The organism is Ancylobacter moscoviensis (genome assembly GCF_007559435.1).
Classification (GTDB): domain Bacteria; phylum Pseudomonadota; class Alphaproteobacteria; order Rhizobiales; family Xanthobacteraceae; genus Ancylobacter; species Ancylobacter moscoviensis.
Map to the genome: position 1 here is coordinate 471,813 of NZ_VMBP01000002.1, position 26,242 is coordinate 498,054.

Genomic DNA, 26,242 nt, shown 5'->3' on the forward strand with positions numbered 1-26,242 from the left:
CGGCCTACCAGGAGAAGCGCAGGCCGATATTGCCGCCATAGACGTTGTTGTCGCCGGCGTTCTCAAGGCTGGTCGCGTAGCGCGCCTCGCCATAGAGGTCGAGACGCTCGGTCAGCGCCACCGTGCCGCCGAGGCCGATCTCGCCCCAGAAGTCGTCGCCGCCGCTCACGAAGGTCGTGCCCGCCACATCGACCGGCGAGGTGCCGTCCAGGAACTCGTAATAGAGGTTCCCGATGCCGTAGACCGAGGCATGGCGCTTCTGCCCGTTGGCCGCCGTCCAGCTGGTCTGGCGCTCCACAGCGAGGCCGAGGCGGCCCCGCAGGCTGTCCGCGTCGCCGGGCGACACCCGGGCATCGAAGCGGTCATAGAAGCTGTCGACGCTCACATTCGAGTAGACCAGCTGGGCCTGCGGGATCAGGTACCAGGACGGGCTGACCTCGTAGCGCCGGCCCGCCTCCACCGAGAAGGCGTAGCCGAGGCCGTCGAGATTCTTGGCGAGGGTACCCGCCAGATCGGACTTCAGGTCGCTCTCGTACCACGTCACCGAGGCCTGGCCGTCGACGTAGAAGCCGTTATTGCCGTACCAGGTCAGGGTCCCGCCGACGCCGTAGCCGGTGGTGTCGATCTTGCCGGTGCCGTAGATCGAGGACACGTCGGTGTCGAGCGTGCCGTAGAAGCCGTTGACGCCGGCGATGAGCGAGCCGCTCTCGAACTCCCTCAACATGCCGTCGACGCCGGCCTGCAGCTTCCACAGGTCCTGGTCATAGTCGGTGCCGCTGGTCGAGCGGGTCGGGTCGAAGCTGGCATGGGCCGCCTCGATCCGCCCCCAGACGCCGTTCTGGCCGGTGATGACGCTGCCGTCCTGGTAGTAGCCGGACTGCTCAGGGGTGGGGGTGCACTGGAAGTTCTTCTTCGGGTCCTTGCAGAACACGGTCTGCGCGGGCTGCGGCTGGTTCCAGTAGCGGTTGCCCACCCGCTGCTGCAGCGTCGGCAGGCCGTTGAAGGCCAGCAGAGACCGCGCATACACCTCGTAAAGCGGAACGCCAGGCTGGTAGAGCGGGGTGCTCGGGAGCGGCGGTGTCGGGGTCGGATCGGTGGGATCGACCGGCACCGGGTTGATCAGCGTCGAACGCAGATACCAGTCGCCATCGGTCGGCGTGGTGATGCCGTCCTGGTAGAGCCGGTACGCATAGGCGCCGCCCACCACGGCCGGAGAGCCCTGGAACAGATAGTCGCCCTGCAGAGTGAATACGGCGTTCGAGTTGGCGTCGTCATCGACCTGCACAACCTTGATGCCGTTATAGGTCAAGGCGCCGGGGCTGCCGGGGTTCACCACCACCTTGATCGAGGTGGTGCCTTCCGAGCCGCCATTGATGATCAGGCGATCGGTCGGCGAGGTGTCGCCGGCGAGATGGGTGTTGATCCACAACTCGCTGCCGGGGGCGCCGACATAGGTGCCGGAGATGGTCGCCCTGTCAGCCAGCGAATAGGCGCCATTGGTCAGGTCGAGAATGCCGGAGTTCGTATAGATCGATCCCGGCAGGCCCATCCGCGCGTTCACGTTGTTGCCGGCGCGGATCACGCTGGTGTCGTCGACATTGAGCGTGTTGCCGTAGAGCAGGTCGCCGGTCAGCGTGAAGTCGGTGCCGTCGACGAGATTGATGGTCTCCCAGCCCTGGCCGAGATTGATGCCCTTGGCGCGGTTCTGGAAGGCGTCGTCGGTGGCGAAGGAGCCGCCATAGTACTGGATGTCGGAGAAGGTCAGCGTATCGCCGACGCCCGTGCCGCCATCGAGGTGGTAGACGGTGGAGAGGTTGCGGCCGACGATAGCGAGTTGTTCGTTGTCGCCGTCGCCCATCTCGATGCTGCCGACCAGCGTGCCGGCGTTCCACAGCACCGTGTCGGTGCCGGCGCCCGCCTGGATGATGCCGGTGACGGCGCTGGTGGAGCCGCTGCCTTCGCCCAGCACGATGCTGTCCGCGCCGCCGCTGCCGAGAACGGCCACCGCGTCGTAGGCCCGGGCCTGAATGGTCCCGAGATTGGTGAAGGCGGTCCCCGCCGACGGCGACAGATCGACGACCGGCGCGCCGCTCAGCGAGGTGAGAGCGGCGAGGTTGAAGGCCTCGGTGGCGACGCGTTCGATGACGAGCGCGGAGCCGCCCGCCGCTCCAACGTTCACCGTGCCATCGACGATCGCCGTCTCGGCGTTCTCGATGTAGATGCCGGTACCACCGGAGCCGCTGGTGGTGTTGACGGCGATGTCGCTGTCGATGTTCGCCTGGCCGGCATTGGTGATGTAGACGGCGGTGTTACGGGTGCCGAGATCCTCCAGCGGTGTGGTGATCAGGACATCGCCGGTCGTGTTGGCGTTCACGCCGATGCCGCGGCGGCTCGTGGCCGCGAGATTGATGGCGTACTTGTCGGTCAGCACGAAGTCGTTGGTGGTCGGCTGCCCGTTCGCGAGCTGGAACAGGAAGCCCGTTCCGTCGTTGCCGTTCACGTTGATCGTCGCGGTGGACGCGGCGGTGAAGTTGACGCCAGTGCGGACGCCGGCGCCGTTGCCGTCGACATTGATCGTCGTGTTGCGCAGCTCGACATTGGCGAGCTCGGCCTCGTTCTCGACGCCGTTGCCCGAGCCCTGCGTGGTGATGACGCTGTTGCCGAGGATCAGGCCGGAGGCGGCCTGGCCAATGAGCACGCCATCCGCCGCGCCGCGGACCGTGACGGTGCCGGACAAGCCCGAACCGTCGAGGGCCGCGCCGTTGCGGACGTGGATGCCGGCGATGCCGTCCTCGACCACGATGGCTGCGACGTTGGTGACCTTCGAGATGGACTGGGTGCCGTCGGTGTTCTCGACGAGAATGCCGGTGCCGTTCTGGACGGTGATGTCGCCGCCGGCCCGGTTGTCGAAGACGCCGTTGTCCTGGACGATCACGCCTTCGCCGGTGGTCACGCCGATGGTGGCGGCGTTGATCGCCTGTCCGGTCTTGCGCACGAGGATGCCGGTGCCGTCGGCGATGCCGATCGCGCCGGTGTTGTTCGCCTTGCCGCCGGTCTCGGCGATGATGCCGGTGGCATCGGTGCCGGTGAAGTCGATCGCAGCGTCGTTGGTCAGGTTGCCGGCATAGCGCGTGATGAGACCCGTCACGCCGTCGCTGCCGGAGGTGAGTTCGGCGTGGTTGTCGAGAACGGAGTTGCGCCCCGTCGCCGTCACGACGCCGGCGAGGTCGTATTTCCGACCGTCGACGATGCCGCCGATGGTGTCCTCGGCGTTGAGGTTGATCTGTGTCGCGTCGTCGATGGTGACGGTGGCGCCGCCTTCGGACTTGACGGCGACCGAGCCGACGCCGGTGAGGTTGTAGATGCCGGTGCCCGTGGCGGCCGTGGTGCTGGTGCCGGTCACGTGCAGGATGGTCGAATTGGCGCCGGAAGCCGTCAGCACGCGTGCGTCGCCGCCGCCCAGACCACCATAGCTGGCGCCGTCCTCGATGCGGAACAGCGTCGAGTTGTCGGTGCTGACGTCGAGCACGTTGGCGATGTTGCGGATTTCCGAACCCGCGCCGTGGATGAAGTAACCGATCTGGTCCGAACCGGCGACGAAGTTGATCTGCGCGTCGCTATCGAGATCGATCTTCGCACCCTGGCGCGCATGCACGGCGATGCCGCCCACGCCGTCGAGATTGACGACGCCGTCGACATCCGCGGTCGCGACCGAGCCCTGGACCCACACGCCGTAATTACGGGTGTTGGTGCCCGGATTGAAGCCGCCGCCGACCAGAATGGTCGAATTCTCGGTGACTTCGGCATGGGTGGCGACGCGGGTGCCGAAGACGTACACGCCGCGGGCGTTGACGCCGTTCAGTTCGATCTCGCCATTCTGGACGATGTTGCCGACCACGTTCTCGGCGGCAATGCCGTAATTGGCGTTGGGCGTGCCGGCACGATTGCCGTCGATAATGATCGCGCCGTTATTGACGAGTTCGAGTGCGCCGCTTCCGATCGCCTCGCCGCCCGTGCCCGAGCTCGCATACATGGCGGCCGCACGCCCGGTGTTGGCGCCGATGGTGATCGTCGCGCCGGCGGCGTTCTCGACCTTCGCGTCGCCGAGGGCGCGGATGCCGGTCAGGATGGCGGAATTATTGCTGACGTCGGTCTGGGCGTCCGCCTTGTCGACCTGGGCGGTCTTGCCGATGTTGATGCCGCCCCGGTTGACGAAGGACGCGGTGCCCTGAAGATACACGCCGTCGATGAGGCTCACATTGCCGCCGGCATTGTTGACGCCGACATTGATGATGCCGTCCGTCTTGTTGGCCGCGGTGGCGTCGCCGGAGAGAACGACGCCGGCGTTCCAGAAGCCGGCATTCTGATCCTGCCGCTGGCTGTCCGGGTTGTTCACGGGAGCCGACAGCCAATAGGGCAGGCTGGTCGAGCCCGCGACGTTGACGATGCCGTCATTGTCGAAATTCGCCTGGCCGTCGAGCACGACGCCGCGCGAGAAGGCGCCGGTCTCACCGAACGCGCCGCCAGCGGTGGGAATGAAGTTGGAGATGACGCCGGTGGCGGTGTTCTGCACATCGGCATTATCGTGCCCGACGATGGCGTGCGCGCTGTAGCGGCTCGACATCATGCCGTCGTTCACGAGCGTCGCACTGTCTTCGAGATAGACCATCGAATGCGAGCCGCCCGAGGTCACGTCCTCCAGCTTCTCGCCGGCCTTCACGGTGATGGCGGCCGTGTTCGTCCCGTGGATGAAAGTCCGCTCGCCGAGCGGCATGTCCTGGACATATTTGGGCATCTCGGCCTGTCGATATTCGACCGAGACGTTGTTGGTGCTGTAGGCGCCGGCCAGCGTGTTCCGGTAGTGCTGCTCAAGTGAAACGCCGCCAGGGACAACGAACTCGCCCTTCTGGATCTGGCCGATCAGGTAATTGTTATAGTTCTGATAGGAGACGACGTCCGTCACGGTTCCGGCCGGAATATTTTCCACCGTATTGGTCGCCGGATTAAGCCAGGTCGCGCCGGCGGGAATGACGACGCCCTTGTCGAAATTGACGCCCGTGACATTGACCGTGTTCGTTTCCTGACCGGGCGTCAGATACTCGCCGAGATCGAAACGGGTCGTCGTGTCGTAGGAGAGCGATGACGTGTCGTTCACCTCATAGGCGCTGATGATGTTCGAACCCGTGTTCGGGCTGGCCTTCATCGGCATGGTGAGGACGTTCTCGGGCGCCGTGGTGCTGCCGCCCGGCGTACCGACGACGACCGACAGGCTCGAGCCACTGGAGACCGTCGCCAGGCGCGGGTCGAGATACGCTTCCTGGTCGTTCACGTCGTCCCAGATCGTGAACCCCCGGCTATCCGGCGCGACGTTGAAATTGTTCGAGTTGTAGACGTTGACGGTCACGTTCTCCTGGGTGGTCGTGTCGAAATACGTAACCGTCTGGTTTTGCTGGCCGATCGCGAGAACGCCGTCCGGGAGCACGGCGCCGTTGATGATCCGACCGGCTGCGCCGATCTGGGCCAGTGTCTGCGTGGTCCAGTTCGGCACGCCGTTCTGGACCGTCGTGTAGCTGCCGTCGAGGGTGTTCGTGGCGCCGTTGTTGACGATGCTCTGGCCGACGTGATCGTCGTTCGGCCCCGGTACCGTGGTCGGCGGCGGCACGTAATTGCCGACCGGATAGTGTCCCGGCGCGTAGTTCCCGAGCGTAAAACTGTCGGCGAACGCGCATGTGGAGAAGACGGAAACGGCTACGCTTGAAAGAAGAATCGCAGCATGCCTGCAAATTACGTGATTATTACGCAAGGAAAACGCCTTCTTTCCAGCCGTCATTGCATCCCCCAAGGCGGCGATCGGTCTTGTATCCAACCGCCCACTGGCATAGCGCCGAATGATGTCACAAACGGCGCAAATTAGTCGTATTTTCCAAATAACTTACAGTGGAAAGAATCACAAGCGGATTGTATGTGTACGTAAATACTTATATTTTTCCAAAAAAATCGAATATCAGATTGAAGTTATCAATATCAAAATCCGATCATTAGCTGATTTATGCTTGTATTCGCTTTATGTATTTTTCTATCTAAAAATTGTATTCAATTCTATTTTACGCTAATACCTCGGGTGGGTTGATATAAATCAATCGATAATAGTCTTATTTTTGAAATAAATTTACTTTCAACTTTTGCGGTCTTCTGTGCCGAAAGGGGGCGACTCGTAGGCGCCCTGAGCGCGCGCAGGCGGCGGGCGTTGGGTCTTTTCGCGAACGGGGGATGGCGGCGGCAGAAACGGGAGGCCTTGCCGCCGGCGTCCATGTCGTCGATATGAGGAAAATGAGCCAGCCGAACGCCGCCGCGCGCCCCGCGCCCCTTTCTGCGCACCGCTTCTCCGTTGCGCCCATGATGGACTGGACCGACCGGAACTGCCGGGCGTTCCATCGCGTCCTGTCGCGCCGGGCGCTGCTCTATACCGAGATGGTCACGGCCAATGCGGTGATCTTCGGCGACCGCGACCGGCTGATCGGTTTCTCGGAAGAGGAGCATCCGGTGGCGGTGCAGCTCGGCGGGGCGGATCCGGCGGCGCTGGCCAAGGCCGCGCACATCTGCGCCGAGCGCGGCTATGACGAGGTGAACCTCAATATCGGCTGCCCGTCCGACCGTGTGCAGGGCGGCAATTTCGGCGCCTGCCTGATGCGCGATCCGGCGCTGGTGGCCGACGGCGTGGCGGCGATGAAGGCCGAGGTCGCCATTCCCGTCACGGTGAAGTGCCGCATCGGCGTCGACGAGCAGGACCCGGAACTTGCCCTCGATGCGCTTGCCGACGCCGTTCTCGCGGCGGGAGCCGATGCGCTGATCGTGCATGCCCGCAAGGCCTGGCTGGAAGGGCTCTCCCCGAAGGAGAACCGCGACATTCCCCCGCTCGACTACGGCCGCGTCTACCGCCTCAAGCAGCGTTTGCCCGACGTGCCGATTAGCATCAATGGCGGCATCGGCACGCTGGAGGAGGCTCAGGCGCATCTTGCCCATGTGGATGGCGCGATGCTGGGACGGGCGGCCTATCAGCAGCCCGAATTGCTGATGCGCGTCGACAGCCAGTTCTTCGGCGAGGCCGATCCGCATGCCGACGCCTTTGAGGCCGTCGCGGCGTTCGAGCCTTACGTAGCGGCGCACCTTTCCCACGGCGGACGTTTGCACGATATTACCCGCCACATGCTCGGCCTGTTCACGGGACGACCCGGCGCGCGCGCCTTCCGGCGCCGCCTCGCGATCGACGGGGTGAAGGCAGAGGCCGGGCTCGACGTGCTGCGCGCCGCCGTCGACGAGGTGCGGAAGGCGGAGGAGCGGCGCGCCATGGTGGCGTGATGTTGCAGGCAATCCCCCTCGAACACCTTCTATGGCTGGCCGGCGCCCTGCTGCTGGCGGGCCTCGCGACCGGCATCCTCGCCGGGCTTTTCGGCATCGGGGGCGGGGCGATCATCGTCCCCGTGCTCTACGAGGTGTTCGGGGCGGTCGGCGTGAGCGATGCCGAGCGCATGCATCTTTCGGTCGGCACGGCCCTCGCCATCATCGTGCCGACGGCGCTGCGTTCCTTCCTCGCGCATCGCCGGCGCACCAAGGTGGACGACAGCGTTCTGAGGCGATGGGCGGTGCCGGTGGTCGCTGGCGTGGTCGTCGGCACGGTGCTGGCGGCGGTCTCGCCGGATGTGGTGCTGAAGATCGCCTTCGTGCTGTTCTCGGCGCTGATGGCCTCGAAGCTGCTGTTCGGCCGTGACAGCTGGGTGCTGGCGGACGAACTGCCGGGGCGTGTGGCGATGACGCTCTACGGCTTTGGCATCGGCGCCTCCGCACCGCTCATCGGCATCAGCGGCGGGGGCATCGCGACGGTGGTGCTCACCCTCTACCGCGTGCCGATCCACACGGCGATCGCCACTTCGGCCGGGCTCGGGGCGCTGATCGCGGTGCCCGGTGCCATCGGCTACATCCTCAGCGGCCTGTCGCATCTCGACGTGCTGCCGCCGTTCTCGCTGGGCTATGTCTCGTTGCCGGGCCTGCTGCTGGTCGGCGGCGTGGCCACACTGACGGCACCGCTCGGGGCACGACTCGCGCACGCCTTCACCAAGCGGCAGCTGGAAGTCGGCTTCGGGCTCTACCTGCTGATCGTCGGCTTGCGCTTCGTCGTGGCCCTGTTCGCCAATCTCTGAACGCTCTCGCGCTACGGATCGACGGCTTTCGCGCGCATCACCAGCTTCTCGCCGCGGATCTCGAAGCTGGCGAGGCGGGAGAGGAAGCTCATGCCGAGCAGGCTGTGTTTCAGCGTGCCGGGGCTGGCCACGAGGGCAGGCACGTCGCGCTCGTCGATGCTGCCGGCGATGGCGATGCGCTCCAGCACCACGGCGGCCGCGCGGCCACGCCCATTGGCGGTGTCGATGGGGATGTCGTAGCTCAGGAATTCGAGCGGCAGGCCGACCGCCACCGCATCCTCCGGTGTCAGCACGACGCTGGAGGCGCCGGTGTCCACCAGCATGGGAATGCGATTGCCGTTGATTTCCACGCGCACGTTGAAGTCGCCGTCGCGGGCGCGGGCGACCTCGACCGCCGGGCCACTGTCATGGGCGAGCGGCACGGCGTAGCCCGGTGCCAGCTCGGCCAGCACGCGATAGGCGACGGCGTGCAGCTCGAAACGGTAGGTGTAGCCGGTGGCCAGCACACCGAAGATGACCAGCCAGAGAACGGCAGCGCGAAGCGCCTCGCCCAGCCGGCCTGTGAAGGTGGCGAAGACGCCGGCGCCGAGAACCAGCGCGATGGTGCCGTAGGCGACGAGCTGTGCAAGCTCCCCGGCGCCCAGGCCGGCGACGCTGCCGAAACGCGAGGCCCAGAAGATCAGCCCGATGCCGGTGGCGAGGCCCAGCACCACGGTCCACATCAGCCGGTCGGCGTTCATCGCGCGCCCTCCGGGCTGCGGCGGGCGGCGAGGCGGGACATGATGGCACGCCGCTCCCGCTCGCTCATCGTGCTCCACGCGCCGATCTCCTCCACTGTGCGGCCGCAGCCGAGGCAGGTCCGGCCGGTGGCATCCAGCGTGCAGATGGAAACGCAGGGAGTGGAGAGGGCAATCGGCATCGGATTCGGAACGCTCAGGGCTGCCGCGCGAAGATAAGCAGACCCATCAGGAAGGCAATCTCAACTGTCAGGGTCGCGGCCCCGGCGACGTCTCCGGTCTGCCCGCCGAATTGGGCGCGGGCAAGGCGGGCGATGCCAAAAAACGCAGCGATTCCAAGGATGACGCCGCCGAGCAACGCCATCGGGCCGAGCGTGGGCACGACCAGAAGCGCCGCGATCAAAAGCGCGACGGCAAACGCGGTGCGCCGGCTCGCGAGCCCCGGCACGCCGGCGCTGCGGGCGAGCCCATCGGCGCGGGCGAAGGGAAGGGCGGAAAGCATCCACAGGCCGGCGAGCCGCGAGACCGCGACGGCGGCCATGAGCGCGGCCGCGGCGGCGAGGGCGCCCTCCGCCGCCAGCGCCGCGAGCGTTCCGAGGCGCAGGGCGAAGGCGAGGACGAGCGCGCAGACGCCGAAGCTGCCGATGCGGCTGTCCTTCATGATCTCCAGTCTTCGCTCGACACTCCATCCACCGAGTGCGTCGGCGACATCGGCGAGACCGTCCTCGTGCAACGCGCCGGTGATGGCGACGAGCGTGCCGACCGCGAGCGTGGCGGCGAGGAAACCGCCGAGCCCGAGGCCGTGAGCGGCGAGGAATACGGCGGCGGCGATCAGCCCGAGAACCGCACCGGCCGCCGGCAGCGCTGGCCCGAGCCGGTCAAGGTCCGGCGGGCCGCCCGGGGCCGCCTCAAAGGGCAGGCGCGGCACTGGCAGGCGGGAGAGGAAGCGCAGGGCTTCCGGTACATCGGACAGCACGGGAAGGGGCATGGCGGCGCTCCTCTCACCGCTCGACGAGGAACGCACCGGTCGGGCGGCGATGTTCCCAGCCGGCGCGTTCGAGCTCCGGTGTGTCGGAAAGCTCAGCCGGGTAGCCGATGCAGAGGTAGCCGACCAGCCGCCAGCGCTCCGGCACGTCGAGCGCGCGGGCGACGGATACGGGGTCGAGGATGGAGACCCAGCCGAGCCCGATACCTCGCGCGGCGGCGGCGAGCCAGAGGGTGTGGATGGCCAGCACGGCGGAATAGGCGATCGTCTCAGGCATGGTGGCACGGCCGAGGCCGTGGCCCGCCTCGGGCTCGGGATCGACGAAGACGGCGATCTGCTCGGGCGCGTCGTCGAGGCCGGCGAGCTTGAGCCGGGCATAGAGGCCGGCGCGCTCGGTCGGCTGAAGTGCCAGCGCCTCGGCGTTGCAGGTCTCGAAGATGGTTCGAACTGCAGCCCGCCGGCCGGGCTCGCGCACCCGCACCAGCCGCCAGGGCTGGCTCAGCCCGACGCTCGGCGCCTGTGCCGCGCGGGCGAGGAGATCGGCGAAGGCGGCTTCTTCCAGCGGACGCGTCGCGAAGTGGCGCACGTCCCGCCGCCAGGCGAAGAGCGTGTCGAGCGCGCCGAGAAAGCCGGCGTCGAAGACCGGCGGGACCGCTATTCGGGCGCCGTCGTCTGCGCCATAAGGCGAAGCCGGGGGATTTAAGGGTTGCGCGCTCATAAGGGAGGGTCTACCCCGCCGCCGCGCCCGATGCGACCCTTTCCACGCAGGCTCCGGGCATCACGGACGGGATTTCCCATGCTGCGCTCCGCCACCGGCCTTCCCTTTGACGACATCCGCAACCTCGTCGCCCAGATGCCCGACCCGGACGAGGCGGCGCGCGCCGCCGCTGCCGAGCGCCAGCGCCAGCTCGTCAAGCCGCCCGGCGCGCTGGGGCGGCTGGAGGAGATCGCCATCCGGATCGCCGGCTGGCAGGGGCGGGAGATCCCCGTGATCAACCGGCCGACCGTCGCGGTGTTCGCGGCGACGCATGGCGTCGCGGGGCGGGGCGTTTCGCCCTATCCGCCGGAGGTGACCAAGCAGATGGTCGCCACCTTCACCAACGGCAAGGCGGCGGTAAACCAGATCTGCGGTGTGTTCGGCGCGGGCCTGCGGGTGTTCGACCTCGCGCTCGACCTGCCGACGCCGGACATCGTCGAGCAGGACGCGCTGACCGAGGCCGAGTGTGCCGCGACCATGGCCTTCGGCATGGAAGCGCTGGCCGGCGAGCCGGACCTGCTCTGCCTCGGCGAGATGGGCATCGGCAACACCACCGTCGCCGCCGCCATCTTCCACGGTCTTTATGGCGGTGAGGCCGAGGAATGGGTTGGCCCCGGCACCGGCTCCACCGGCGAGGTGCTGGCCCGCAAGATCGCGGCGGTGCGTGCGGCGGTGGCCCGCTCGAAGGCGCATCTCGACGATCCGCTGGAAGTGCTGCGCAAGCTCGGCGGGCGCGAGGTGGCGGCGATGGCCGGCGCCATTCTCGCCGCGCGGTTGCAGCGCGTACCGGTCGTGCTGGACGGCTATGTGGTGACCGCCGCCGCCGCCGTGCTCAAGGCGCTCGATCCGACCGCGCTCGATCACTGTTTCGCCGGCCATGTCTCGGCCGAGCCGGCGCACCGGGTGGTGCTGGAGCGCCTCGGTCTGCGGCCGCTGCTCGATCTCGACATGCGGCTGGGCGAGGGCTCGGGTGCGGCGCTGGCGATCGGCGTCGTCAAGGCGGCGCTCGCCTGCCATGCCGGCATGTCGACCTTCGCCGAAGCTGGCGTGGCCGACGCGTGAGGCGGCCCCGGCGGTTCGAGGGACGCCGCGGCTGGCGGCCGAGCACCTACCAGTCGATCCTGGTCGCGGTGGTGCTGGTCGCGGGCGCGCTCGTCGTCGAGCGCTTCGTGCCGGCGCTCACCGGCTCCGTTCGGGTCGCGGACGGCGACAGCCTGGAGATCGGCGGCGAACGGGTGCGGCTGGAAGGCATCGACGCGCCCGAGCTGCATCAGCAATGCGGGTCGCCGGACAAGCTCTGGCCGTGTGGCGAGCGGGCGCGGGCCGCCTTGCGGATGCTCGTCGCCAAGGGCGACGTGAAGTGTCGGCCGGTCGACGAGGACCGCTATGCCCGCGCGGTCTCTGTCTGCACGGTCGACGGGCGCGACATCGGCGCGGCGCTGGTGAGCGACGGCTGGGCGGTGGCTCTGGGCCTTTCCTATGGGAGCGAGGAGCGCGCCGCGCGCCAGGCCGGACGCGGCATCTGGGCCGGGCCCTTCGAGCGGCCGGGGGAATGGCGCGCGCGCAATCCGCGTTCCGGCTCCTGAGCGCTTCCGAAAGCGGCGGGTGCCGCCTATCTAAAGGCCATGCCGCCGGAAAGCCTTGACGCCGTCCTTGCCGAAATCCGTGCCTGCCGCGCCTGCGTGGAGCATCCGCGCGGCAAGCCGCTGCCGCACGCGCCGCGCCCGGTGCTGCATGTCGGGCCAAAGGCGCGCATCCTCGTCGCCGGACAGGCGCCGGGCACGAAGGTGCATGCCTCCGGCCAGTCCTTCAACGATGCCTCCGGCGACCGGCTGCGGTCCTGGCTCGGCATCGACCGAGACACCTTCTATGACGAGGACCGGATCGCGGTCGCGGCCATGGGCTTCTGCTTTCCGGGGCAGGACGCCAAGGGCGGGGACCTGCCGCCACGCAAGGAATGCGCCGCGCTGTGGCACGACCGGCTGTTCGCGGCGCGCGCGCCCTTCGATCTCGTCGTCGCGGTGGGCGCGACCTCGCAAGCCTATCATCTCAAGCGGCTCGGGCTGGAACGCTTCGCCGGCGGAGGATTGACCGAGCGGGTGATGCGCTGGCGGGAGATCTGGGAGGCGCGCGAGAGCCCACGCATCCTCCCGCTGCCGCATCCCTCCTGGCGCAACACCGGCTGGCTGAAGCGCCATCCGTGGTTCGAGGCGGAGCTTCTGCCGGTGCTTAAGGCCGAGGTGGCGCGGCTGCTGGGATAGGGGCGCCGGCCTCAGCGCGAGACCAGCATGTGCCGGTTCAGCCGCCGCTCCAGCACGTCCCACACCCGCCGCACGATCTCGACCATGATGAGGTAGAGCGCCGCCGCCCAGAGATAGACCTCCATGTCGTAGGAGCGGGAGAAGGCGAGGCGGGTGACGCCCATCAGGTCGTAGACGGTGATGACCGAGGCGATGGCGCTCGACTTGATCATCAGTACCAGCTCGTTGCCGAGCGGGCGCAGCCCGACCGCGAAAGCCTGCGGCAGAACCACCTTGCGATAGGCGAGGACGCGCGAGAGGCCGAGCGATTGCGCCGCCTCCATCTGCCCGGCGGGCAGGCTCTGTATGCCGCCGCGCAGGATCTCCGACTGGTAGGCGGCGGTGTTCAGCGTGAAGGTGAAGAGCGCGCAGTTGAAGGCGTCGCGGAAGAACCACCACAGGCCGATGTCGGTGAGCTGCTCGCGGAACTGGCCGGCGCCGTAATAGATGAGGAAGGTCTGCGCCAGCAGCGGCGTGCCGCGGAAGAAATAGGAATAGACGAAGGAGGCGCGCGCGAGGAACTTGCCGCCTTCCACCCGCGCCACGGCGAGCGGCAGGGCGAGCAGCGCGCCGAGGAACACCGACAGCACGACCAGCTTCAGCGTCACCCACACGCCGTCGAGAAAGCGCAGGCCGTAGCGGTCCATGAGGTCTGCGTTGAGACCGATGAAGCCCATCACCGAGAGGAAGCCGGAACCGATGGCGTCGAGGATCGCCTGCATCAGTGGCCTCCCACGCGCTTGAAGCCGCGCGCCGCCCGATTCTCCAGCTTGGTGAAGATGGCGCTCGAGACGCCGGAGAACACCAGATAGATCAGGCAGGCCACGAGGTAGAAGAAGAAGGGCTGCTTGGTCACGCCGACGGCGATGGCGGTCTGGCGCATCAGGTCGCTGATGGCGATGACCGAGACCAGCGACGTGTCCTTCAGGAGCACCATCCAGTTGTTGGACAGGCCCGGCAGGGCGACGCGCCAGAGCTGCGGGAAGGTGACGAGGCGGAAGGTGCTCCAGCCCGACAGTCCGAGCGCGGATGCCGCTTCCTTCTGTCCTCTCGGCACGGCGCGGATGGCGGCGAGCAGCACCTCGCTGGAGAAGGCGCCGAGCACGAGCCCCAGCGCCACCACGCCGGCGACGAACTGGTTCACCTCGATATTGGCGTCGGGCACCAGGTAGTTGGCGATGCGGGTGAGCAGCATCTGCCCGCCGTAATAGACGATGAACAGCGTCAGCAGTTCGGGCAGGCCGCGGAACACGGTGGTGTAGAGATTGCCCAGCCCCCTCAGCACCGGCGAGTGCGAATCCTTCGCCAGCGCGATGAGCAGCCCGATGGTGATGCCCACGGGCAAGGTGGCCAGCGCGAGCTCGATGGTGAGCAGCGCGCCTCGGGCGATTTCGTCTCCCCAGCCGTCAGGGCCGAAGGAGAGCAGGCTGAGCAGATCCAGCATGATGAGCGGGACGCTCCACATCGGCAGGAAAACGGCGCCGTTCCGGCAGACTCACCGGAACGGCGTTGCGGAGCGTGCGTCAATAGACGCTGAACGGGAAGTACTTGTCGTTGATCTTCTTGTAGGTACCGTCGGCGAGGATCTCCTCGATGGCCTTGTTGAAGAGCGCGACGAGGTCCGGATCGTCCTTGCGGATGCCGACGCCGACACCCTCGCCGAAATATTTCGGATCCTTGTATTCGGCGCCGGTGAACTTGCAGCACTCGCCGCCCTTCGACTTCAGCCAGTCCAGCTCGACCACCTTATCGGACAGCAGGGCGTCGATGCGGCCATTGGCGAGGTCGAGATGGGTGTCGTCGATGGTGGCGTAGAGCTTCACCTGCGCGCCGGCCTTGCCGTAGACGTCCTCGAGATAGTTCGAGTGGATGGTCGAGCTCTGCGCGCCGAGCGCCTTGCCCTTGAGCGATTCCGGCGAGGTGTCGGTGATGGTCGAGCCCTTCTGGACCACGAAGGTCGCCGGCGTGTTGTAATATTTGTTCGAGAAGCTGATCTGCTTCTTGCGTTCCTCGGTGATCGACATCGAGGCGACGATGGCGTCGTATTTGCCGGCGAGGAGTGCGGGAATGATGCCGTCCCAGTCCTGCGCGACGAAGGTGCAGGTGACCTTGGCCTTCTCGCAGAGCGCCTTGGCGATGTCGATGTCGAAGCCCTTGAGCTCGCCGTTCTCCAGATAGTTGAAGGGTGGGTAGGCGCCTTCGGTGCCGATGCGGACGGTCTTCCACTCCTTTGCGGAAGCGCCGCCCAGCGTGGCCGCGACGAGAATGGCCGCGGTGGCCAGGCGAGTGACAAGGCTCATTCTGTTCCCCTCTGGAAGGTTGTCATGCCGGGTGATGTTTTTGTTCCGGCAACCCATGCTGGCACTATTTCGAAACGTTGCGCAACGGGGGGTGCCGCAATCGTGGTCAGGATGTCGATCTGATTTATTTATGGGCAGAGCATCATCATCAGTACCGCCGATCGGGCCACGGCGCGGGACGGGTTGACGCTGTGGCCGAGCTGGTGTCTCACCTGCCCACGTCATTCAGGAGGAGCGTGACATGGCGACCGCAGACGATGTGAAGGCAAGGCTGGCGCAGGTCTCCGCGCCGGACGGGCGACCGGTCACGCAGACCGGGGCCCTCTCCGAAATCCTCGTCTCGGACGGCAAGGTCTATATGTCGATCACCGTCGACGCGGCGGAAGCGCAGGCCTGGGAGCCGGTGCGCGCGGCGGTGGAGCGCACCGTGCGTGGCACACCGGGCGTGACCTCGGCGCTGGTGGCGCTGACCGCCGAGCGCAAGGCGGGTTCCGCCCCCGCCGGAGGCGCGCAGCCGGTGCGTGTCTCGGGGCAGGGGGGACATTCCCATGCCGGGCACTCTCATGCCGGCCACGGCCATCCCCAGCCCCCCGCCGATCCGCAGAAGGAATCGCCGGGCCTGCCGGGCGTCGGAGCGATCATCGCCGTGGCTTCCGGCAAGGGTGGCGTCGGCAAGTCGACGCTGGCGGCCAATCTTGCACTGGGCCTCGCCTCCTTCGGCCTCAAGGTCGGCCTGCTCGACGCCGACATCTACGGCCCGTCCGTGCCGCGCCTGATGGGCCTGAAGGGGCGGCCCGAGGTGCAGGGCCGGATGATCACGCCCATGCAGGCTTTCGGGCTCAAGGTGATGTCCATCGGGTTCCTCGTGGAGGAGGAGACGCCGATGATCTGGCGCGGGCCGATGGTGATGTCGGCGATCAGCCAGATGCTCAAGGAGGTCAACTGGGCGCCGCTCGACATCCTCGTCGTCGACATGCCGCCCGGTACCGGCGACGCACAGCTCACCATGGCGCAGCAGGTGCCGCTGGCCGGCGCGGTCATCGTCTCGACGCCGCAGGACCTCGCGCTCATCGACGCGCGGCGCGGCATCGCCATGTTCGAGAAGGTCAACGTGCCGGTGCTCGGCATCGTCGAGAACATGAGCTACTTCCTGTGCCCGCACTGCGGTGGCCGCTCCGACATCTTCGGCCATGGCGGCGCGCGGCACGAAGCCCAGCGCTTCAATGTGCCCTTCCTCGGCGAGGTGCCGCTGCACCTGTCGATCCGCGAGACCTCCGACGCCGGCCTGCCGATCGTTGCGACGCGCCCGGACAGCCACGAGGCGCAGATCTACCGCGACATCGCCAATTCGGTGCGCGAGGCGCTCGCCGGTCGCCGTGGTACGGCGCGGCCGGCTCCCCGCATCGTGATGGAGGGGTGAGGGGCGTTCAGTCCCGTTCCTCGGCGGGAGGAAAGAAAGCCCCGATCTCCGCGAAGCCCATGACGTCGCCGGTGAAGTCGAAGCGTCCCTCCCGCTGCATGGTCTGCGCCGCGCGAGCGACGCTACCATAGGCGAGGCGGGCGAGGCTGGAGCCGATGCTGATGCGCCGGACCCCGGCGGCGGCGAGTTCGTCCCGGGTGAAGCGCACCCCGCCGATGCCGATGACGACGTTCACCGGCCGGGACACCGACGAACAGACGGTCCGCACGGCGTCGAGATCGGGCAGGCCGGGAGCGTAGAGCACATCGGCTCCGGCCGCTTCGAAGCTCTGGAGCCGCCGGATCGTGTCGTCGAGATCGGCCCGGCCCCACAGAAAGTTCTCGGCACGCGCCGTGAGGACGAAATCGCCCGGCAGGCCGCGGCGGGCTTCCACGGCGGCGTGAATGCGCTCCAATGCAAGGAACGGATCGTAGATCGGCGCATCGGCGCGTCCGGTGTGATCCTCGATCGAGCCGCCCGCCAACCCTATGGCGGCCGCGGCGCGAATGGTCTCGGCAACCGCCTCGGGGCTGTCGCCGAAGCCGTTTTCGAGATCGGCCGAGACGGGCAGCGGGGTCGCCCCGACGATGAGCGCGCAATGGGCGAGCACGTCCGCCCGGGTAGCGCCGCCATCGCGCACGCCGCGTGAGAAAGCCATGCCGGCGCTGGTGGTGGCGAGCGCCGGGAAGCCCGAGCCGGCGAGGATGCGGGCCGTGCCGACGTCCCATGGATTAGGCAGAATGAATGCGCCGGGCCCTTCATGCAGTGCCCGAAAACGGGCGGTCTTGTCGTTCATTCGGGGAGCCTCCGCAACGATGTGGGCAGGTTAACCGCGAAAGAGAACAAATCAAGAACATATGGGGCGGCCGCACAACCGAAAGTGGTTCCCGCGCCGTCTGTGGTCCGTTGCCGCCTGACCATTGCCGGCAAGGCTCCCAGCCTTGGCCAAAAGACGCACCCGGGCGGCAGTTGCGCGGTTCCAAAGCCTGACGTACGTCTAGGAAAACAAGCAATTCGTGTGCGGAGCGCGCAAATGCGCCAACCGCGCCGTGAGGAAATTCCCTTCAGGAGAGACCACCTATGAAGCGTCGTCAGTTTCTTGCCGCCGCCGGTGCCGGCGTCGCGGCCTCCAGTGCCGTTGCGATGCCCGCCATCGCCCAGTCCGCCCCGGAAATCCGCTGGCGCCTCGCCTCCAGCTTCCCGAAGTCGCTCGACACCATCTATGGCGGTGCCGAGGTGATGTCGAAGATGGTTTCGGAGCTGACCGACGGGAAGTTCCAGATCCAGGTCTTCGCGGCGGGCGAAATCGTGCCCGGCCTTCAGGTGCTCGACGCCGTGCAGAACAACACGGTCGAGATGTGCCACACCGTCTCGTACTATTTCGTCGGCAAGGATCCAACCTTCGCGGTGGCGGCCTCGGTGCCGTTCGGCCTCAATGCCCGCCAGCAGAACGCCTGGCTCTACCAGAACGGCGGCAACGAGCTCTTCAACGAGTTCTACAAGAAGTACAACGTCTACGGCCTGCCCTGCGGCAACACCGGTGCCCAGATGGGCGGCTGGTTCGCCAAGGAGATCAAGACCGTCGCCGACATGAACGGCCTCAAGATGCGCATCGGCGGCATCGCCGGGCAGGTCATGGCCAAGCTCGGCGTGGTGCCGCAGCAGATCGCCGGCGGCGACATCTATCCGGCGCTGGAGAAGGGCACCATCGACGGCGCCGAGTGGATCGGCCCCTATGACGACGAGAAGCTCGGCTTCTACAAGGTGGCGAAGTTCTACTACTACCCCGGCTGGTGGGAAGGCGGGCCGACCATCCACGCCTTCGCCAACCTCGCCAAGTTCGAGGAACTGCCGAAGACCTACAAGGCGGCGCTGATCGCCGGCACGACCTACGCCAACACCATCATGCAGGCGCGCTACGACGTGCAGAACCCGCCGGCCATCAAGCGGCTGGTGGCGAACGGCACGCAGCTGCGCCCCTATCCCACGGAAGTCATGGAAGCCTGCCTGAAGGCGACCAACGAGCTCTGGGCGGAAATCTCCGCCAAGAACCCGGATTTCAAGAAGGCCATCGACACCATGCAGGCCTTCCGCAACGAGGAGAACCTGTGGTGGCAGGTGGCGGAATACACCTTCGACAGCTTCCAGATCCGTACCCGTCCGCGCGGGTGAGGCGGAGCGCCTTCTGATCGAACACGATGCCCGGGCCGGTCCCGGGCATCGTCGTTTCGGGACGGCCGCATGACCTTCGGCGAGGTTGCATCGGCCAGTGCGAAGTGACAGGAAGTGCCGCTATGAAACGCATTCCGGCCTCAGGCCATTCCGCCGATGCGACGCCCGGGCGTCGCGACATTCTCCGTACCGCCGGCGCCGGGCTTGCCGCCGGTGTGGCGAGCGTCGGGCTCGCCGCGCCGGCCATCGCGCAGAACGCGCCGCAGGTGCGCTGGCGCCTCACCTCCAGCGTGCCGAAGGTGCTGGACGCGATCTTCGGTGCCAACGAGCTGGTGTCGAAATATGTGAGCGAGGCGACCGAGGGCCGCTTCGTGATCCAGAACTACGCGGCCGGCGAGATCGTGCCGGGCCTGCAGGCGCTCGACGCGGTGCAGAACGGCACGGTCGAGGTCGCTCAGACGCCGCTCTACTACTATCTCGGCAAGGATCCGTCCTTCGCCTGCTTCACCACCATGCCGTTCGGGCTCAACGCCCGCCAGCAGAACGCCTGGTTCTACCATGGCGGCGGTCGCGAGCTGCAGGACGAGTTCCTCGCCAAGTACAACCTCGTAGGCTTCCTCGGCGGCAATACCGGCACGCAGATGGGCGGCTGGTTCCGCAAGGAGGTGAAGGACCTCGCCGACTTCAAGGGGCTGAAGTTCCGCATCGGCGGCATCGCCGGGCAGGTGGTGGCGAAGCTCGGCGTGGTGCCGCAGCAGATCGCGCCGGGCGACATCTACGCCGCGCTGGAGAAGGGCACCATCGACGCCTGCGAGTGGGTGGGCCCCTATGACGACGAGAAGCTCGGCTTCGTGCGGGTGGCGCCCTATTACTACTATCCCGGCTGGTGGGACGGCGGGCCGACCATGAACGTCGTGGTCAACCGCTCCAAGTGGAACGACCTGCCGAAAGCCTATCAGGCGATCTTCGAGGCGGCTGTCGCCTATGCCAATGCGGACATGCTGGCGAAGTACGACGCCTACAATCCGGCGGCGCTGCGCCGGCTGGTGGCGGCGGGCGCGCAGCTCAAGCCCTTCCCGCAGAGCTTCCTCGACGCCGCCTGGACCGCCTCGAACGAGCTGGTGGCCGAGATCGGCGCGAAGAATGCCGGCTTCAAGAAGATCATGGATTCGCTGATCGCCTTCCGCAACGAGGAGTACCTGTGGTGGCAGGTCGGCGAATACCCCTATGACGGCTACATGATCCGTGCCCGCTCCCGTGGCTGAGAACGCGGCGACCGAACCAATGCAAAGGGAAATGCCTATGTCGACGCCGGTCTCGGCCCCGACCTCCCGCCGCCGGCTGCTGAAGGGCGCCGGCCTCGCCGCCGCCGCGAGCGCCATCGCCGCGCCAGCCGTCGCCCAGACCGCCCCGCAGACACGCTGGCGGCTGACGTCGAGCTACCCGAAGTCGCTCGACACCATCTACGGCTCCTCGCTGCTGCTGGCGAAATATGTGGGCGAGGCGACCGACGGGCGCTTCACCATCGATGTCTTCGCGCCGGGCGAGATCGTGCCGGGCCTTCAGGCCTTCGACGCGGTGCAGAACCGCACCGTCGAGCTCGCCCAGACCGCGCTCTACTACTACATCGGCAAGAACCCGGCCTTCGCGCCCTTCACCACCATGCCGTTCGGGCTCAACGCCCGCCAGCAGACCGCGTGGCTTTATCACGGTGGCGGACTGGAATTGCAGAACGCCTTCCTCGCCAAGAGCGGCGTCATCGGCTTTGCCGGTGGCAATACGGGCGCGCAGATGGGCGGCTGGTTCCGCAAGGAAATCAAGGGCATCGCCGACATCAAGGGGCTGAAGATGCGCCTGCCGGGCATCGCCGGTCAGGTGCTGGCGCGCCTCGGGCTGGTGCCGCAGAACCTCGCCGGCGGCGACATCTATCCGGCGCTGGAGAAGGGCACCATCGACGCCGCCGAGTTCGTCGGCCCGGTCGACGACGAGAAGCTCGGCTTCAACCGGGTGGCGCCCTATTACTACTATCCCGGCTGGTGGGAAGGTGGGCCGACCATCCATTTCGTCGCCAATCTTCAGGCATGGAACGAGCTGCCCAAGCCCTACAAGGCGGCCTTCGAGGCGGCGGCGGCCTATGCCAATGCGGACATGCTGGCCAAGTATGATGCCCGCAATCCGGGCGCGCTGCGCCGGCTGGTGGCAGGCGGCGCGCAACTCCGCGCCTTCCCGCAGGAGGTGATGGACGCCGCCTATGCCGAGAACTCCGCGCTGATGGCCGAGATCTCCGCCAAGAACGCGGACTTCAAGACGATCTACGATTCGATGCTCGCCTTCCGCAACGAGGAGTACCTGTGGTGGCAAGTCGGCGAGTATCCCTATGACGGCTACATGATCCGCGCCCGCACGCGCGGCTGAGTCCGGGGGCGTGGCGAGGCCGCTAGGCGGCCTTGCGCGGCTCGTCCCGGGACGCCAGCGGCGCCGGCTTCGGCGCGCTCATGTGGTGGTGCATGGTGTAGAGCCCGGCGGCCATGATCAGCGCCATGCCGGCGATCGAGACGAGGTCCGGCATGTTGTGGAACACCACGGCGCTCAGCCCGACCGAGCACACCACGGCGGCGTAGCGGAACGGCGCGATGGTCGATGGATCGGTGCCACGGAACGCCGCGATGGTCAGCAGGTGGCCACCGATCAGCGACAGGCTGCCGCCGAACAGATAGGCGAGGGTGGTGAGGTCCAGCGGGTTCCACTGTTCCACGGTGCTGCCCGCGAAGCCGAATCCCATGCCGACCATCGCCGTGGCGAAGGTGACGACGAGGGTCGGCACATGCGCGCCGATGCGGCCGGTGATGAAATCGCGGAAGGCGATGAGGAAAGCGACCGCGAGGGGCAGCAGTGCCATCGAGTCGAAGGCCGAGGTGCCTGGCTTCACGATCATGCCCACGCCGACGAAGCCGACGATCACCGCCGTCCAGTAACGCCAGCTGATATGGGCACGGAAGAAGAGCACGGCGGCCGCCATGGTGGCGAGCGGGGCCACTTGCAGGATGGCGGTGGCATCGGCGATCGACATGACGGTGATCGCGGTGATGAACAGCATCGCCACGCAGGCCTCGGCGCCGGCGCGCATCAGGACCCGGCCGTCGATGGCATGGCGTATTGCCGCGAGATGGCCCTTCCAGCCGAGCAGGGCGAGCAGCAGCAGCGCCGCCATGATGCCGCGCACGGCGAGGATCTCGGAGGGCGGGATGTGCTGGAGCGCAAGCTTGGAGAAGGCGTCGTTGGTCGCGAAGATCGACGAGCCGGCGATCATCAGCAGGATGCCGCGACGATTGGCGTTGGGGGCATGCATGGAAGGGGCGTCCGCAGGAGAGAGCGCTCTTAAGCCACTGAATAAAGACGGAATAACGACCGTTGCGGCCGCAGGACGCCTAATCCGGTATGCAGCAGGCGGGAAGACGGAGACCTAGCATTCCTCGCAGGCGCCGCCCGTCGCCTCGACGAGGCCGCCGGCCCGCCGCTCGAGCGACTGCGAGACGACGCAGAGGCCCAGCGCGCCCACGGCCAGCGCCGCGCCGACCCAGGGCAGCTCGGCATAGCCGATACCGACGGTGATCGCCGCGCCTCCGATCCAGGCGCCCGCCGCGTTGCCGAGGTTGAAGGCGCCCTGGTTGAGCGTCGAAGCGAGGTTGGGCGCGCCCACGGCGGCATCCACCACGCGCATCTGGATCGGCGGCACGACGGCGAAGACCAGGATGCCCCAGATGAAGACGGTGGCGACGGCCGCCGCCGCGAACGGGCTGAGGAAGACGAAGGCCACCAGCACGACGGTGAGGCCGACGAAGCTCGCCATGAGCGAGGGCATCAGCCGCCAGTCGGCCAGCCGGCCGCCTAGCAGGTTGCCGATGGTGATGCCGACGCCGAACAGCAGCAGCACATAGGTGACGGTGTGCGGCGTGAAGCCGGTCACGTCGCGCAGCAGCGGCGCGATGTAGGTGAAGACCGAGAACAGGCTCGCCGAGGCGAGCACGCTCATCATCATGGTGAGCAGCACCTGCGGGCGCTTCAGCACCGCGAATTCGCGGATGATGTTGCCGGCCGCATGCGGGATGTCACGCGGCACCCAGATCGCGATGGCGCTCACCGCGAGGATGCCGATCAGCACCACCGCCCAGAAGGTCGAGCGCCAGCCCAGCGCCTGGCCGAGCGCGGTTCCGAGCGGCACGCCCAGCACATTGGCGAGGGTCAGCCCGGCGAACATTAGCGCGATGGCGCTGGCGCGCTGGTTCGGCGGCACGAGATTGGCCGCCACCACGGCGCCGATGCCGAAGAAGGCGCCATGGCAGAAGGCGGTGACGACGCGCGCGCCCATCAAGAACCAGTAGTCCGGGGCGACGGCGCAGAGGAAATTGCCGACCACGAACATGCTCGACAGGCCGATCAGCGTCGCCTTGCGGGGCAGGGAGTTGGTGATGATGGCGACGATGGGCGCACCGATGACCACCCCGAGCGCGTAGCCGGTGACCAGCAGGCCGGCGGCGGGAATCGTGACGGAGAGATCGGCGGCGACCTCCGGCAGGAGGCCCATGATCACGAACTCGGTGGTGCCAATGCCGAAGGAGGCCATGGCAAGGGCCAACAGCGGAAGCTGCATCGGTGGACTCGTGTTTTCGAAGAGGCTCTGGAGCGACTCGGGACACTGCTGATTAGCAGCTGGAATCACTACAGCATATGCACGTTATGTTGCGTTGCAGCAACACGAGCAGGCGCTGGCCAGCCATGCGTCCCGAAAGGGGGATCGATCAGCCGCCGGTGACGCTCATATGGCGGCGGAGGGCGGGCGCGCGGCCCGGACGGTCGATGACGAAGTCATGCCCCTTCGGCTTGCGGAAAATGGCGTCGTCGAGCGCGGCATGCAGCTTCTCGTCGCTCTCGGAGGCGCGCAGGGGCGCGCGCAGGTCCGCCGCATCCTCCTGGCCCAGGCACATGTAGAGCGTACCGGTGCAGGTGACGCGCACGCGATTGCAGCCTTCGCAGAAATTATGCGTCAGCGGGGTGATGAAGCCGAGCCGGCCGCCGGTCTCGCGGATCGAGACGTAGCGGGCGGGGCCGCCGGTGCGGAACGGGATGTCCTCGAGCGTCCAATGCTGTTCGAGCCGGGAGCGGACGGTCGAGAGCGGCAGGTACTGGTCGACCCGCTCCGAGCCGGTCTCGCCCAGCGGCATGACCTCGATGAGCGAGACATCCATGCCGCGCCCGTGCGCCCATTCGATGAGCGAGGGAATCTCGTCCTCATTCTCGCCGCGCAGGGCGACGGCGTTGAGCTTGACGTGCAGCCCGGCCGCCTGGGCGGCGTCGATGCCGGCGAGCACCTTGCCAAGATCGCCCCAGCGGGTCAGCGCCCGGAAGCGCTGCGGGTCGAGCGTGTCGAGCGAGACGTTGATGCGCTTCACACCACAATCGGCCAGCTCGCGCGCGAAGCGGGCGAGCTGCGAGCCGTTGGTGGTCAGCGTCAGTTCCTCCAGAGCACCGGAATCGAGATGCCGGCCGAGGGAGCGGAACAGGGTCATCACGTCGCGGCGCACCAGCGGCTCGCCGCCGGTGAGGCGCAGCTTCTTCACGCCGCGGGCGACGAAGGCCGAGCACAGCCGGTCGAGCTCTTCCAGCGTCAGCAGCTCCGGCTTCGGCAGGAAGGTCATGTGCTCCGCCATGCAGTAGACGCAGCGGAAATCACAGCGGTCGGTGACGGAGACGCGCAGATAGGTGACCGCGCGGCCGAACGTGTCGACGAGCGGCGCCCGCGGGGTTTCCCGCTGTATCCGGTCGATGACGGTTTCGTCGCTGATCACGTCCGCGCTCCCGAGACGCCGATGGATCCGGCGCTACCTATTCAGGATATTTCTAATGATTGGGCATCCCCATGCCAAGGCGCAGACGCCTATCGGGCGATTGCCTAAACCATTCGTGACGTGCGTTCCGACAAATGCGCGCCGGCGGATCAGACCTCCGGCGAACGGCTTGGCGAACGTCCGCCGCATCTCTATGTGGAGTGCCGACGAGAGAAGGGGAAGACCGTGACCGACGCCTCGACCCACAGCCCGAGCAATGCCTGGCCGACCGAGATCCGGATCCACAAGGACCGGCGCGCCCTCACCATCGCTTTCGACGACGGCACCAGCTTCATCCTGCCGGCGGAGTATCTGCGGGTCGAGAGTCCCTCCGCCGAGGTGCAGGGCCATTCGCCGGCCGACCGTCAGCTCGTCGCCGGCAAGCGAGAGGTGCGGATCGATGAGGCCATTCCCGTCGGCAATTATGCCGTGCGCCTGATATTCGACGACCAGCATTCGACGGGTATCTACACGTGGGAGATCCTGCACCGGCTCGGCCGCGAGCAGGACGAGCTGTGGACGCGCTATCTGCAGGAGCTGGCGTCCAAGAATCTCTCGCGCGACGCGGCCGGCACCGTGCGCCGGCACTGACGCGAGAAGACCCCGGGCGGCGCACAGGCCGCTCCGGGGCGATATCGGGCGCGCTCAGTTCAGCACGACGACCTTGGTGCCGACGCGCACGCGATCATAGAGATCGGCAACGTCGTCATTGGTCATGCGGAAGCAGCCGGAGGAGACCGCCTGACCGATGGTCTCCGGCTCGTTGGAGCCGTGGATGCGGTAGAGCGACGAGCCGAGATAGAGCGCGCGGGCGCCGAGCGGGTTGTCGATGCCGCCGGGCATGTAGCGCGGCAGGTCGGGGCGGCGCTTCAGCATCTGCGGCGGCGGGGTCCAGCCCGGCCACTCGGCCTTGCGGGTCACGGTCTTCACGCCCGACCAGCGGAAGCCGTCGCGGCCGACGCCGATGCCGTATTTCAGCGCGGTGCCGCCGCCCTGGACCAGATAGAGGCGGCGCTCACCCGTGTTCACGATAATGGTGCCCGGCGCGTATTTGCCGTTATAGGACACGACCTGCCGGCGGAGCGCCGAGTTGCCGCCCTTGACCGGTCCGTTGCCGAGATTCGACGGGCGCGCAAAGAGGTTGAAAAAGGAAGGCGCGGCATTCGTCGCGCTCTGTGCCATGGCCGGCGCCGTCGCCGCCAGGGTCACTCCGGCGAGCACCATGGCCGCCATCGTCTTCAGTCGCATCGCAAGCCCCATACGATCGATGATACGCCCCCGGCGTTTCCCGACGGGCCGCCGCGAGACCCGCCAGCACCACCACCGACACCCGCAGGCGCCTAAATATGCGCCGTATTTGACGAATGGCAGCCTGACGATGCCGTGAGTTCGCCGATTGTGGCGTCTCTATGGCATGACGGCAACAGCCATGTGCGGGCAGCCGCTGGG

23 protein-coding genes are annotated in these 26,242 nt (G+C 67.2%); 10 read left to right on the forward strand and 13 right to left on the reverse strand.

Annotated elements, in window-relative coordinates:
• Positions 1-4 precede the first annotated feature (4 nt).
• Positions 5-5,662 carry an autotransporter outer membrane beta-barrel domain-containing protein gene (locus FO470_RS08345; protein WP_144342483.1) on the reverse strand — a complete coding sequence of 1,886 codons (5,658 nt, stop codon included), beginning with the start codon at positions 5,660-5,662 and terminating at the stop codon, positions 5-7.
• Positions 5,663-6,330: 668 nt separating this feature from the next.
• Between FO470_RS08345 and dusA the strand changes: the two genes are divergently transcribed.
• Both dusA and FO470_RS08355 read left to right on the forward strand, forming a co-directional pair.
• Positions 6,331-7,359 carry a tRNA dihydrouridine(20/20a) synthase DusA gene (dusA, locus tag FO470_RS08350; protein ID WP_144342484.1) on the forward strand — a complete coding sequence of 343 codons (1,029 nt, stop codon included), beginning with the start codon at positions 6,331-6,333 and terminating at the stop codon, positions 7,357-7,359.
• Positions 7,359-8,198, forward strand: a complete 840-nt coding sequence (locus FO470_RS08355) for a sulfite exporter TauE/SafE family protein (protein ID WP_144342485.1) — start codon at positions 7,359-7,361, stop codon at positions 8,196-8,198. Before dusA ends, FO470_RS08355 begins: the two co-directional genes overlap by 1 nt.
• An 11-nt stretch (positions 8,199-8,209) precedes the next feature.
• Here the strand turns inward: FO470_RS08355 and FO470_RS08360 are convergent, their stop codons facing one another.
• Genes FO470_RS08360 through bluB form a run of 4 tightly spaced genes read right to left on the reverse strand, consistent with a single transcriptional unit; the run spans position 8,210 to position 10,638 of the window.
• A complete protein-coding gene (locus FO470_RS08360; RefSeq protein ID WP_144342486.1) occupies positions 8,210-8,938 on the reverse strand; it encodes a TIGR02281 family clan AA aspartic protease in 729 nt (242 codons plus the stop codon).
• Positions 8,935-9,117 carry a DUF1289 domain-containing protein gene (locus FO470_RS08365; protein WP_144342487.1) on the reverse strand — a complete coding sequence of 61 codons (183 nt, stop codon included), beginning with the start codon at positions 9,115-9,117 and terminating at the stop codon, positions 8,935-8,937. The genes FO470_RS08360 and FO470_RS08365 overlap by 4 nt, the downstream gene beginning before the upstream one ends.
• A gap of 14 nt (positions 9,118-9,131) precedes the next feature.
• A complete protein-coding gene (gene cobS, locus FO470_RS08370) occupies positions 9,132-9,923 on the reverse strand; it encodes an adenosylcobinamide-GDP ribazoletransferase (protein ID WP_144342488.1) in 792 nt (263 codons plus the stop codon).
• A 13-nt stretch (positions 9,924-9,936) separates the two neighbouring features.
• Positions 9,937-10,638: a 5,6-dimethylbenzimidazole synthase gene (gene bluB, locus FO470_RS08375; RefSeq protein WP_144342489.1), complete on the reverse strand. Its 702-nt coding sequence runs from the start codon at positions 10,636-10,638 to the stop codon at positions 9,937-9,939.
• A 78-nt stretch (positions 10,639-10,716) separates the two neighbouring features.
• On the opposite strand from bluB, the gene cobT reads away from it, so the two are divergent.
• Genes cobT through FO470_RS08390 form a run of 3 tightly spaced genes read left to right on the forward strand, consistent with a single transcriptional unit; the run spans position 10,717 to position 12,938 of the window.
• The gene (cobT, locus tag FO470_RS08380; protein ID WP_144342490.1) at positions 10,717-11,739 is read left to right on the forward strand and encodes a nicotinate-nucleotide--dimethylbenzimidazole phosphoribosyltransferase; all 1,023 of its coding nucleotides are present in this window, start codon (positions 10,717-10,719) and stop codon (positions 11,737-11,739) included.
• Positions 11,736-12,263 (forward strand): thermonuclease family protein, encoded by a 528-nt coding sequence (locus FO470_RS08385; protein ID WP_246659520.1) that lies wholly within the window; start codon positions 11,736-11,738, stop codon positions 12,261-12,263. The genes cobT and FO470_RS08385 overlap by 4 nt, the downstream gene beginning before the upstream one ends.
• A 39-nt stretch (positions 12,264-12,302) precedes the next feature.
• Positions 12,303-12,938, forward strand: coding sequence for a uracil-DNA glycosylase family protein (locus FO470_RS08390; RefSeq protein ID WP_144342491.1), 636 nt, complete (start codon positions 12,303-12,305; stop codon positions 12,936-12,938).
• Between the two features lie 11 nt (positions 12,939-12,949).
• On the opposite strand, the gene FO470_RS08395 is transcribed toward FO470_RS08390, so the two are convergent.
• The 3 genes from FO470_RS08395 to FO470_RS08405 form a co-directional block, all read right to left on the reverse strand.
• Positions 12,950-13,699, reverse strand: coding sequence for an ABC transporter permease (locus tag FO470_RS08395; protein ID WP_144342492.1), 750 nt, complete (start codon positions 13,697-13,699; stop codon positions 12,950-12,952).
• Complete coding sequence (locus FO470_RS08400) at positions 13,699-14,421, reverse strand: ABC transporter permease (RefSeq protein ID WP_144342493.1); 723 nt, start codon at positions 14,419-14,421, stop codon at positions 13,699-13,701. Before FO470_RS08400 ends, FO470_RS08395 begins: the two co-directional genes overlap by 1 nt.
• Positions 14,422-14,500: 79 nt before the next feature.
• Positions 14,501-15,277: an ABC transporter substrate-binding protein gene (locus FO470_RS08405; protein WP_144342494.1), complete on the reverse strand. Its 777-nt coding sequence runs from the start codon at positions 15,275-15,277 to the stop codon at positions 14,501-14,503.
• Positions 15,278-15,518: 241 nt separating this feature from the next.
• Between FO470_RS08405 and apbC the strand changes: the two genes are divergently transcribed.
• Complete coding sequence (gene apbC / locus FO470_RS08410) at positions 15,519-16,697, forward strand: iron-sulfur cluster carrier protein ApbC (protein WP_144342495.1); 1,179 nt, start codon at positions 15,519-15,521, stop codon at positions 16,695-16,697.
• A 7-nt stretch (positions 16,698-16,704) separates the two neighbouring features.
• Here the strand turns inward: apbC and FO470_RS08415 are convergent, their stop codons facing one another.
• Complete coding sequence (locus FO470_RS08415) at positions 16,705-17,532, reverse strand: isocitrate lyase/PEP mutase family protein (protein WP_144342496.1); 828 nt, start codon at positions 17,530-17,532, stop codon at positions 16,705-16,707.
• Positions 17,533-17,816: 284 nt separating this feature from the next.
• On the opposite strand from FO470_RS08415, the gene FO470_RS08420 reads away from it, so the two are divergent.
• From FO470_RS08420 to FO470_RS08430, 3 genes are all read left to right on the forward strand, one after another.
• Positions 17,817-18,908 carry a TRAP transporter substrate-binding protein gene (locus FO470_RS08420; protein ID WP_144342497.1) on the forward strand — a complete coding sequence of 364 codons (1,092 nt, stop codon included), beginning with the start codon at positions 17,817-17,819 and terminating at the stop codon, positions 18,906-18,908.
• A gap of 122 nt (positions 18,909-19,030) precedes the next feature.
• Positions 19,031-20,173: a TRAP transporter substrate-binding protein gene (locus FO470_RS08425; RefSeq protein WP_210244914.1), complete on the forward strand. Its 1,143-nt coding sequence runs from the start codon at positions 19,031-19,033 to the stop codon at positions 20,171-20,173.
• Between the two features lie 37 nt (positions 20,174-20,210).
• A complete protein-coding gene (locus FO470_RS08430; protein ID WP_144342498.1) occupies positions 20,211-21,323 on the forward strand; it encodes a TRAP transporter substrate-binding protein in 1,113 nt (370 codons plus the stop codon).
• 22 nt (positions 21,324-21,345) lie between these two features.
• Here the strand turns inward: FO470_RS08430 and FO470_RS08435 are convergent, their stop codons facing one another.
• The 3 genes from FO470_RS08435 to moaA all read right to left on the reverse strand — a co-directional run bounded on the left by FO470_RS08435 (position 21,346) and on the right by moaA (position 24,751).
• Entirely contained in the window at positions 21,346-22,257 is a 912-nt protein-coding gene (locus FO470_RS08435) for a DMT family transporter (RefSeq protein ID WP_144342499.1), read from the reverse strand.
• Between the two features lie 114 nt (positions 22,258-22,371).
• Positions 22,372-23,559 carry an MFS transporter gene (locus FO470_RS08440; RefSeq protein ID WP_144342500.1) on the reverse strand — a complete coding sequence of 396 codons (1,188 nt, stop codon included), beginning with the start codon at positions 23,557-23,559 and terminating at the stop codon, positions 22,372-22,374.
• 148 nt (positions 23,560-23,707) lie between these two features.
• On the reverse strand, positions 23,708-24,751 hold the full coding sequence (moaA, locus tag FO470_RS08445) for a GTP 3',8-cyclase MoaA (RefSeq protein ID WP_418655050.1): 1,044 nt from the start codon (positions 24,749-24,751) through the stop codon (positions 23,708-23,710).
• Positions 24,752-24,979: 228 nt separating this feature from the next.
• On the opposite strand from moaA, the gene FO470_RS08450 reads away from it, so the two are divergent.
• A complete protein-coding gene (locus FO470_RS08450) occupies positions 24,980-25,384 on the forward strand; it encodes a gamma-butyrobetaine hydroxylase family protein (RefSeq protein WP_144342502.1) in 405 nt (134 codons plus the stop codon).
• 54 nt (positions 25,385-25,438) lie between these two features.
• On the opposite strand, the gene FO470_RS08455 is transcribed toward FO470_RS08450, so the two are convergent.
• Positions 25,439-26,041 (reverse strand): L,D-transpeptidase, encoded by a 603-nt coding sequence (locus FO470_RS08455; protein ID WP_418655046.1) that lies wholly within the window; start codon positions 26,039-26,041, stop codon positions 25,439-25,441.
• Positions 26,042-26,242 lie beyond the last annotated feature (201 nt).